This is a genomic window from Nocardioides sp. P5_C9_2 (assembly GCF_054049555.1).
In genome coordinates this window covers 1-9,108 of sequence record NZ_JBFUMD010000113.1, presented here as the reverse complement: position 1 = coordinate 9,108, position 9,108 = coordinate 1, and the positions used below count along the sequence as shown (strand labels likewise).

Below are 9,108 nucleotides of genomic sequence, written 5' to 3'. Positions count from 1 at the left end.
CTCCGGCAGTGCCGGAGCCCTCGTCCTCGAACGGTGAGTTCGAGCTTTACGTGCACAAGTGACTATATGTCGTAGTACAGCTCGAACTCGTGCGGGTGCGGCCGCAGCTGCACGGGCAGGATCTCGTTGCTGCGCTTGTAATCGATCCAGGTCTCGATCAGGTCGGGCGTGAAGACGTTGCCGACCGTGAGGAACTCGTGGTCCCTCTCCAGGTTGTCCAGCACCGCGTCGAGCGACGTGGGGACCTGGTCGATGTCGGCCATCTCGTCCGGCGGCAGCTCGTAGATGTCCTTGTCGATCGGGGCCGGCGGCTCGATCTTGTTCTGGATGCCGTCGATGCCGGCGAGCAGCAGGGCCGAGAAGGCGAGGTAGGGGTTCGCCGACGGGTCGGGGCAGCGGAACTCGATGCGCTTGGCCTTGGGGTTGGCACCCGTGATGGGGATGCGCACGCAGGCCGACCGGTTGCGCTGGGAGTAGACCAGCGAGATCGGTGCCTCGAAGCCGGGCACCAGGCGGTGGTAGGAGTTGACCGTCGGGTTGGTRWAGGCCAGCAGCGACGGGGCGTGCTTGAGGATGCCGCCGATGTAGTGACGGGCCATGTCCGACAGTCCGCCGTACCCGGTCTCGTCGTAGAAGAGCGGCTCGCCGCCGTTCCAGATCGACTGGTGCACGTGCATGCCCGACCCGTTGTCGCCGAAGATCGGCTTCGGCATGAAGGTCGCGGTCTTGTTGTTGCGCCACGCGACGTTCTTGACGATGTACTTGAACTTCATCACGTCGTCGGCGGCCTTGAGCAGCTCGTCGAACTTGTAGTTGATCTCCGCCTGACCGGCGGTGCCGACCTCGTGGTGGGCGCGCTCCACGAGCAGGCCCGACTTCTCGAGCTCGATGACCATCTCGTCGCGCAGCTCGCCGAAGTGGTCGTAGGGCGCGACCGGGAAGTAGCCGCCCTTGTACTTGACCTTGTAGCCACGGTTGGGGCTCTCGGCGGTGCCGGCGTTGCCGGTGTTCCAGGCGCCCGCCTCGGAGTCGATGTGGTAGAAACCGGCGTTCTGGCTGGTCTCGAACCGCACGCTGTCGAAGACGTAGAACTCGGCCTCGGGAGCGAAGAAGGCCTTGTCGCCGATGCCGGTGCTCGCGAGGTAGGCCATCGCCTTCTTGGCGATGTTGCGCGGGTCGCGGCTGTAGGCCTCGCCGGTGATCGGGTCGTGGATGAAGAAGTTGACGACCAGGGTCTTGGCGACGCGGAACGGGTCGATGTACGCCGTGGTCGGGTCCGGGAACAGCTGCATGTCGGACTCGTGGATCGCCTGGAAGCCACGGATCGAGGAGCCGTCGAACCCGAGACCGTCGTCGAACACCGACTGGTCGAAGGAGGAGACCGGCACCGTGAAGTGCTGCATCACGCCGGGCAGGTCACAGAAGCGGACGTCGACCATCTCGACGCGCTCGTCCTTGATGTACTTGAGCAGCTCTTCGCTGTTGCTGAACATGCATCCTCCTGGGCGGCGACCCGCGGGTCGCGCACCGAAGCGTGTGGAACCGACGTTGAGTACGGCGCACCGTTGCACCGGATGCCCGTGAACCTACGCACGGGCCGTTTCTCGACCGTATCTCGTTTGTTTCGGGGATGTAACAGATGTCCCGGCCGGTGGTCCGGCGCGCACCGCCTCCTAGGGTCGACACCATGCGTTCCGTACTCCGCACCGCCCGAACGAGGCCCCTCGTGACCGTCGCCCTCGTCAGCTGTGTGCTGGGACTGGGTGCCTGCAGCGACGGCGGGTCCGCGGGGGCCGGCGACGGTGACGGGACGGCGTACGACACGACGACCTTGATGCCCGCGGTCAGCGCCGCGGTCGCGGACGAGGAGTCGGCGCACGTCACGCTCGGCACGCAGGAGTCGGCCGACGACATCGAGGCCGACGTCAGCTGGGGTGAGGACCCGGTCCTGAGTGCCGTGACCGGAGACCAGACCGGAGCGGGGCTGGAGGTCCGCCGCGTGGACGGCCGGGTGTACGTCGGCGGCGCGGCGGCGAAGGACCGCTGGCGCTACCTCGAGGAGGACGACCCGCGCCTGAAGGGCGCCGAGGGCTTCGACGCGGGCGTGGTGCCGATCCTGCTCGCCATCGACGTCCCCGCCGAGATGGCGGCTCTCGAGGCGGGGGTCACCGGGGTCGGCGACGGGACTGCGGACGAGGTGGCGGGGGAGGAGGCGACCCGCTACGACCTCACCCTCGACACCGAGGCCTGGATGGCGAAGCTGCCCGAGGAGTCGATCTACCGGGTCATGGACCTGCCGGCCGAGCTTGACGCGGAGCTGTGGATCGATGCCGACGCGCGTCCGGTGCAGCTGGCCTACCAGGTGGGCGACGACGCGTCCCGGTCGGCGCTCGTCGGCTGGAGCGCCTGGGGCGAGCCCGTGGACGTCGAGGCGCCGGAGGGTGCGAAGCCCGTCCGCTGAGCCGTGGCACCTAGGCTGGGAGGGTGAACGACGCCACCACCACCGCCACCGTCGAGGCGGCCTCCTGGCGCCGGCGCATCCTCGCCCTCGTCATCGACTGGTTCTCGTGCACGCTGGTGGTGATCGCCCTCATCGGTCCCCGAGCGTGGAGCGACGACCCGTTGTCGGGCTTCTACGTCCTGGGGCTCTTCGTCGCGGAGTCCGCGCTCTTCACCGCGGTCGCGGGGGGCTCGTTCGGCAAGCTGGCCACCCGGCTCCGGGTCGTGCGCAACGACGGGTCGTACGGGCCGGTGTCGCTGCTGCGCTGCGTGCTCCGCCAGCTGCTCGTGGCCGCGGTGGTGCCGCCGCTGGTCTTCCGTCCCGACGGCCGCGGCCTGCACGACATGGCGGCGGGGTCGCGCACCGCCCGGTTGGCGGACCTCCGCGCGATCTGAGGTACTCGGGGACCGCGCACGGGCAGTTGTCCCGATGTGCGCCGGGGTGCCTCAGGACGAGGCTCGGGTCAAGGAGCCACACCCACCCGAGGAGCCCGCCGTGTACAACACCTACGTCATCGCCGCCGTCGCCCGCCAGCAGATCGACGAGCGTGTCACCGAGGCCGCACGTGCTCGCCGTGGACGGAAGTCCCGCCCGCGGGAGGGTGAACGGCGGGCGTGAGGTCAGCGGCCGCGCTGCTGGCCGCGGTTGCCCTTCATCGAGGTGGGCACCGGGCCCTTGGGAAGGGGGACCGCACCGCGCTGCGCGTCGATCGCCTTGAGGCGGTTGAGCACGTCCGTCATCTCGCCGGGCTTGAGGTTCTTGCCGAGCTTGGAGACGTGGCGGACCAGCTTGTTGAGCGGGACCTCACCCTCGCCGTTGCCGCAGACGACCTCGTGGATCGGCGTCTCGGGGAGCACGCGCTCGTGCTTGCGACGCTCGGTGGCCATCAGGGTGCGCAGGCGCTGGGGGTTGCCCTCACCGACGAGCACGATGCCGGGCGGGCCGACGACGCGGTGCACGACGTCCTGCTGGCGGTTGAAGCCGACCACCGGGTCGGTCTTCCAGCCGCGGCGCAGCATGGTGAGCGCGGAGGCGGCGGCGCCGACCTGGCCCTCCATCTGCCCGTACGCCGCCTTCTGCGCCCGGCGTCCGAAGACGACGAGCGCGAGCAGGAGGCCCACCAGGAACGCGCCGACGATCGAGAGGATCAGGCTGAGGGTGCCGTCCCCGGGCAGGAACCAGATGACGGCGAAGCCGACGACGGCGCCGAGGACGAAGGCGCCGAGGATCCACAACCCGATGGTGCGGTCGGTCTTCTTCGCCATCCGGTAGGTCTGGATGAACTGCTGCCGCCGCGAGGTGGGCGGAGTGGCGGGGGTCGACATGCGGGCCCTTTGCTACGAGCGGAGGTGGAGACGGATCAGGCGGTGACGCGTGCGGAGTCGCGCGCGTCCATGGCCTGACGGTACAGCCGACCGGCCCGGTAGGACGAACGCACCAGCGGACCCGACATGACGCCGGAGAAGCCGATCTCGTCGGCCTCGTCCTTGAGCTCGACGAACTCCTCGGGCTTGACCCAGCGCTCGACGGGGTGGTGGCGCGGCGAGGGTCGGAGGTACTGGGTGATGGTGATCAGCTCGCAGCCGGCCTCGTGCAGGTCGCGCAGCGCCTGGCTGACCTCCTCGCGCGTCTCGCCCATGCCCAGGATCAGGTTGGACTTCGTCACCAGCCCGAAGTCGCGGGCCTGGGTGATGACGTCCAGCGAGCGGTCGTAGCGGAAGGCCGGRCGGATGCGCTTGAAGATGCGCGGCACGGTCTCGACGTTGTGGGCGAGCACCTCGGGACGCGACTCGAAGACCTCACGGAGCAGGTCGGGCTTGCCGTTGAAGTCGGGGATCAGGTTCTCGACACCGGTGCCGGGGTTGACCTCGTGGATGGCGCGCASCGTCTCGGCGTACAGCCACGCCCCGCCGTCCTCGAGGTCGTCGCGGGCGACGCCGGTGATGGTGGCGTACTTGAGCTGCATCTTCTGCACGGACTCGGCCACGCGGCGTGGCTCGTCGCGGTCCAGCGGCTGCGGCTTGCCGGTGTCGATCTGGCAGAAGTCGCAACGGCGGGTGCACTGGTCACCGCCGATGAGGAAGGTGGCCTCGCGGTCCTCCCAGCACTCGAAGATGTTGGGGCAGGCGGCCTCCTGGCACACCGTGTGCAGGCCCTCGGACTTCACGAGGTTGGTGAGCGCGGTGTACTCCGGACCCATCCGCGCCCGGGTCTTGATCCATTCCGGCTTGCGCTCGATGGGCGTCTCGGCGTTGCGGATCTCCAGGCGGAGGAGCTTGCGTCCTTCGGGTGCCGGTGCAGTCACGCCGTCACTGTACGCCGCGCCCGGAGGCCGCCCAATTCGGCCTCCGGGTGCTCATTTCACGGTATGTCGCGCCGCGTGAAGGACCCCAGCGAGGCGGCCAGCACGAGGCCCAGGCCTCCGAGGAGGTACGCCGCCGCGGCGCCCGCCGTGAGGAGTCGCTCGCCCGTGCAGACCATCCCGGTCCCGTCGTCCACGCAGGTCTGCTCGCCCTGGGTGTAGTACGTCGTCCCGTCGGTGATCCAGGCAGCCACGTTGAGGTGGGGCATCCACCGCTCGGGCGACTCGAAGGGCAGCACGGCGATGAGGAACGAGCCGGCGAGGACGACGGCGAAGAGGATGCCCAGCGTCGCGACGGTGCTGCGGAAGAGCATGGTGGTGGCCAGTCCAGCCAGTCCCGCCCCCGCCACGAGGAGGGCGCCGCGCACCACCTGCCAGCCGATCTCGCCACCGACCCCCTCGGACAGAGGAAGGTCGCGGGCGCGGGCGACGCCGGCCAGGCCGAGCCACCACAGGGCGCCCACGACCAGCCCGAGCACCACCCCGGCGGCGACGACGGCGCCGGCCTTGGCGACGTACACCCGCAGTCGTCGTGGCTCGAAGAGGAGCTGGTTGCTCATCGACCCGCTCGCCCAGTCGGCGCCGACGAAGGTCGCCCCCAGCAGCATCATCAGACCGGCCACGACGATCGCGATGGCGGTGCCGCCGCCGTCGAGCTGGGCGCGCAGGTCCAGGGGCTCGCGGAACTGGCCGGACCACCACGAGGTGACGAGCGCGCGGCACTGCTCGGACACGTCGGACGCAGCGGAAGGCACCTCGTCGGGAGCGAGGAACTGCTCGGGCTTGCGCTCGCACCGACGCAGCTCCTGCGCGAAGCCGGGCTGGGCCTGCGCCTGCTCGGTGGCCCGCTGGATCTCGGCGTCGGAGTACGGGCGGCTGTCCCACACCGTCCCCGCCCAGATGAGGGCCGGGATCACGAAGGACGCGACCAGGAGCACCAGGCACGCACGGCGCCAGCGCAGCCGGGTGAGCTCGACACCGAGCAGCCTCATGCGCGACCACCCCCGTCCGCCGTGGCGGTCTCCCTGGTCGTGGTCGTGCCGCCGAGGGTGTCCTGCGACGTCAGCTCGAGGAACACGGTCTCGAGGTCCGGCCGTACGGAGGTGAGCTCGGAGAGCCAGATCCCCGCCTCGCCGAGGGTGCGCGTGATCTCGGCGGCGGGTGCGTCGGTCTCCACCCGCAGCGACGACCCGTCGCCCGAGACGGCATAGGGACCGGTCCCGAGGGCGCGGCGGGCTCCGTCGGGGTCGTCGACGACGATCCGGTACGACGTGCTGGCGCCGAGCAGGTCCTCCACCCGTCCGGAGGCCAGCAGGCGGCCGTTGCCGATGATCGTCGCGGAGGTGCAGACCTGCTGGACCTCGGCCAGGATGTGGGAGCTCAGCAGCACCGTGACGCCGGCCTCGCCGAGGGTGCGGATCGTCTCGCGGATCTCCCGGATGCCCGCGGGGTCGAGGCCGTTGGTCGGCTCGTCGAGGATCAGCAGCTGCGGGTCCTTGAGCAGGGTGGCGGCGATCGCGAGGCGCTGCTTCATGCCGAGCGAGTAGGACCGGTAGCGGTCACCCTCGCGTCCGGTGAGGCCCACGGTGTCGACCGCGGCGTCGATCCGGTCGGTGGCGATGCCCTTCGAGCGGGCCAGGATGGTGAGGTTCTGTCGTCCGGTGAAGTGGGGGAGGAACTTCGGCATCTCCACGACGGCTCCGACCCGGTCGATCACGCCGGGCAGGCCTGCCGGCACCGGGGTGCCGAAGAGTGCCATCTCGCCCCGCGTCGCCCGGGCCAGGCCCAGCAGCATCCGGATCGTGGTGGTCTTGCCGGACCCGTTGGGTCCGAGGAAGCCGTGCACCCCGCCCCGCGGCACCGCGAGGTCGAGGTCCTGCACCGCGACCCGGGTGCCCCGTCGTCCGCTGAACTCCTTGCGCAGTCCCCGGGTCTCGATGACCAGGTCTGCGGTGGCCGTGCTCGTCACGGCTCTCCCTCCCGGGCGTCGACGACGACACCCTCCCCGTGGAGGGCACTGTGGCAGCCACCGGGGACAGCGCCCCCGAGGCGCGCCGTCGGCGACCGTGGAGCGCGTTGACCGCGGGCCTGCCTGGCGAGGACGCTGGAGTGGTGAGGAGATGACGACGATGGGGAACCTGCGGCACCGTTTCGTCAGGACCGGCAACGCGATCGGCGTCTGGCTGCACCGCGTGGCCAAGGGGCGTCTGGACAGTGGCGGCCGCGCGCAGGTGCTCATGGTGACGTCGCCGGGCCGGCGTACCGGGGTGTCGCGCTCGACGATGGTGCGGTTCCTCGAGCACGACGGCGCCTACGTCGTGTGGGGGACCGGTTCCGGGTCGCCGACCGAGCCCGACTGGTTCCGCAACCTGCGTCAGGCCGACCGGTCGAGGATCGAGATCGGCACCCGCGGCCAGGACGTACGGCCCGAGGTCCTCCTCGGCCGCGAGCGAGACCGGGTCTGGCGTGAGGTCGTCCTGGCAGCGGCGCCCGAGGTCGCGAAGTACGAGCGCAAGGCCGGGCGGACGATCCCCGTGGCGCTCCTGAGACCGGTAGAGGTCAGCGACCCGGGGTGACCAGCGCGATGCGCGGTCCGTGACCGGGCTCGGGGCGGGGCTCGTAGTCGGGCGTCGCCTCGTACGGCGCCCACGCGAGGTGGTCGGTCAGGTGCTCGCGCACGCTGGGCAGCACGTCCTCGACGGTGACGTCGCGGCCGAGCTCCGTGCTCAGCGAGGTGACGCCGGCGTCGGCGATGCCGCACGGGACGAAGCGGTCGTACCAGCCGAGGTCGACGTCGCAGTTGAGGGCGAAGCCGTGCATCGTCACGCCCCGGCTCACCCGGATGCCGAGGGCGGCGATCTTGCGCTCCGGGCCMCGGTCGTCGGCGCGGAGCCAGACGCCACTGCGGCCCGGCACGCGAGCGGTCGTGACGCCGAAGTCGCTGCACACGCGGATCAGCGCCTCCTCGACGCGGCGGACGTAGTCGACGACCTTGACGTGGTCGGGCAGCGGCACGATCGGGTAGCCGACCAGCTGTCCGGGGCCGTGGAACGTGATCTTGCCGCCACGGTCGACGTCGATGACGTCAGCGCCGCCGGGGTCGAGCGGGCGCTCGTGCGGGTCCGTGCGCTTGCCGGCCGTGAAGACCGGCGGGTGCTCGAGGAGCAGCACGGTCGGCTCCTGCTCGCCGGCCACGACGCGGGCGTGCACCTCGCGCTGCAGCTCCCACGCGGAGAGGTAGTCGACGGCCTCGGGACCCAGTCCGGCGATGTCGAAGCGCATGGACGTCAGGGTACGCCGCACCGTGGCGGGGCCTGCCGGTGGATGAGCAGCGCCTGTGGATGAGCGCCGACGCCCTCGACCGATCTGAGGCACCGTGGAGGGGTGGACCCGCGACGACTCCTCCCGATCCTGGTCGGACTCACCGTGCCCGTCGTGCTCGGCACCGGCGCGCTGGTCGCGCTGCGGCCGGACCCGAGCGGCGCGGAGGCGCGTCCCCTCGTCTCCGCACTCGACGGTCCCCGCTCCGTCCTCGCGGGCTGGGACGCCCGACGGTCACGCGCGTGGGCCGCCGGAGACGTCGATGCGTTGCGTGACCTGTACGTCGAGGGGTCCCGGAGCGGGCGTGCCGATGTGCGGATGCTGACGTCGTACGTCGACCGCGGGCTGTCCGTGCGTGGCCTCGAGACGCAGGTGCTCGCCCTGTCGGTGCTGGACACCTCGTCGGCGGTCCTCGACGTCCGCGTCACCGACCGGGTGGTCGGTGCCGAGGCGGTCGACGGGAACGCCGTGATCTCGCTCCCGGACGACCGTCCGTCCACGCGGCGGGTGCTGCTGCGGCTGGTGGCGGGGGAGTGGCTGGTCGACGAGGTGCGGGAGTGACCGACCGGGCGGTTCGGGCGCGGTGCAGGCCGCCGACCGGGCAGTTTCGTAGCGCTGCAGGCCACCGACCGGGCAGTTCGAGCGCGCTGGATCGTGCCCACCGGGCAATTTCGTAACGCTGGATCGTGCCGACCGGGCGGTTCGGGCGCGCTGGATCGTGCCGACCGGGCAGTTCGGGCGCGCCGGATCGTGCCGACCGGGCGGTTCCGTCGCGCTGAAAGGCGCCGACCGAGCGGTTCGGGCGCGCTGGGGTACGCCGCGGGCGACCGCACCGGCGGGTTGGCGYGAGGTACGTCGACGGGCTCGGCGCGTCCTGCGTGCCACCCGAGCCGGTCGGCGAGCTTCCGGCCGGCAAGGATCCCTC

The 9,108-nt window shown here is 71.0% G+C and carries 11 protein-coding genes; 5 read left to right on the top strand and 6 right to left on the bottom strand.

Annotated features, from left to right (window positions below; translation table 11 throughout):
• Positions 1-62 precede the first annotated feature (62 nt).
• Positions 63-1,493, bottom strand: a complete 1,431-nt coding sequence (glnA, locus tag ACXJKL_RS07975; RefSeq protein WP_457206529.1) for a type I glutamate--ammonia ligase — start codon at positions 1,491-1,493, stop codon at positions 63-65.
• A 233-nt stretch (positions 1,494-1,726) separates the two neighbouring features.
• Here glnA and ACXJKL_RS07970 point away from each other — a divergent pair, with 233 nt between their 5' ends.
• The 3 genes from ACXJKL_RS07970 to ACXJKL_RS07960 all read left to right on the top strand — a co-directional run bounded on the left by ACXJKL_RS07970 (position 1,727) and on the right by ACXJKL_RS07960 (position 3,118).
• The gene (locus tag ACXJKL_RS07970) at positions 1,727-2,461 is read left to right on the top strand and encodes a hypothetical protein (protein WP_457206528.1); all 735 of its coding nucleotides are present in this window, start codon (positions 1,727-1,729) and stop codon (positions 2,459-2,461) included.
• A 23-nt stretch (positions 2,462-2,484) separates the two neighbouring features.
• Positions 2,485-2,895, top strand: coding sequence for an RDD family protein (locus ACXJKL_RS07965; protein WP_457206527.1), 411 nt, complete (start codon positions 2,485-2,487; stop codon positions 2,893-2,895).
• 100 nt (positions 2,896-2,995) lie between these two features.
• Complete coding sequence (locus ACXJKL_RS07960) at positions 2,996-3,118, top strand: hypothetical protein (RefSeq protein ID WP_457206526.1); 123 nt, start codon at positions 2,996-2,998, stop codon at positions 3,116-3,118.
• Between the two features lie 2 nt (positions 3,119-3,120).
• Here ACXJKL_RS07960 and ACXJKL_RS07955 read toward each other — a convergent pair whose 3' ends face one another.
• From ACXJKL_RS07955 to ACXJKL_RS07940, 4 genes are read right to left on the bottom strand one after another with little or no spacing between them, the layout of a single operon-like run.
• Entirely contained in the window at positions 3,121-3,825 is a 705-nt protein-coding gene (locus tag ACXJKL_RS07955; protein ID WP_457206525.1) for a DUF4191 domain-containing protein, read from the bottom strand.
• Between the two features lie 35 nt (positions 3,826-3,860).
• Entirely contained in the window at positions 3,861-4,805 is a 945-nt protein-coding gene (gene lipA / locus ACXJKL_RS07950; protein ID WP_457206524.1) for a lipoyl synthase, read from the bottom strand.
• Positions 4,806-4,861: 56 nt separating this feature from the next.
• Positions 4,862-5,854: a hypothetical protein gene (locus ACXJKL_RS07945; RefSeq protein WP_457206523.1), complete on the bottom strand. Its 993-nt coding sequence runs from the start codon at positions 5,852-5,854 to the stop codon at positions 4,862-4,864.
• A complete protein-coding gene (locus ACXJKL_RS07940; RefSeq protein ID WP_457206522.1) occupies positions 5,851-6,831 on the bottom strand; it encodes an ABC transporter ATP-binding protein in 981 nt (326 codons plus the stop codon). Before ACXJKL_RS07940 ends, ACXJKL_RS07945 begins: the two co-directional genes overlap by 4 nt.
• Positions 6,832-6,982: 151 nt before the next feature.
• Between ACXJKL_RS07940 and ACXJKL_RS07935 the strand changes: the two genes are divergently transcribed.
• The gene (locus tag ACXJKL_RS07935; protein ID WP_457206521.1) at positions 6,983-7,438 is read left to right on the top strand and encodes a nitroreductase/quinone reductase family protein; all 456 of its coding nucleotides are present in this window, start codon (positions 6,983-6,985) and stop codon (positions 7,436-7,438) included.
• Here ACXJKL_RS07935 and lipB read toward each other — a convergent pair.
• Complete coding sequence (gene lipB / locus ACXJKL_RS07930; protein ID WP_457206520.1) at positions 7,422-8,144, bottom strand: lipoyl(octanoyl) transferase LipB; 723 nt, start codon at positions 8,142-8,144, stop codon at positions 7,422-7,424. The genes ACXJKL_RS07935 and lipB overlap by 17 nt on opposite strands.
• A gap of 102 nt (positions 8,145-8,246) precedes the next feature.
• Here lipB and ACXJKL_RS07925 point away from each other — a divergent pair, with 102 nt between their 5' ends.
• Positions 8,247-8,744, top strand: a complete 498-nt coding sequence (locus ACXJKL_RS07925) for a hypothetical protein (RefSeq protein WP_457206519.1) — start codon at positions 8,247-8,249, stop codon at positions 8,742-8,744.
• The last annotated feature ends 364 nt before the right edge of the window (positions 8,745-9,108 follow it).

Coding starts and splice junctions, on each gene's coding strand:
- ACXJKL_RS07955 (WP_457206525.1), bottom strand. CDS start 3,825: ATGTCGACCCCCGCCACTCCGCCCACCTCGCGGCGGCAGCAGTTCATC.
- ACXJKL_RS07945 (WP_457206523.1), bottom strand. CDS start 5,854: ATGAGGCTGCTCGGTGTCGAGCTCACCCGGCTGCGCTGGCGCCGTGCG.
- ACXJKL_RS07935 (WP_457206521.1), top strand. CDS start 6,983: ATGACGACGATGGGGAACCTGCGGCACCGTTTCGTCAGGACCGGCAAC.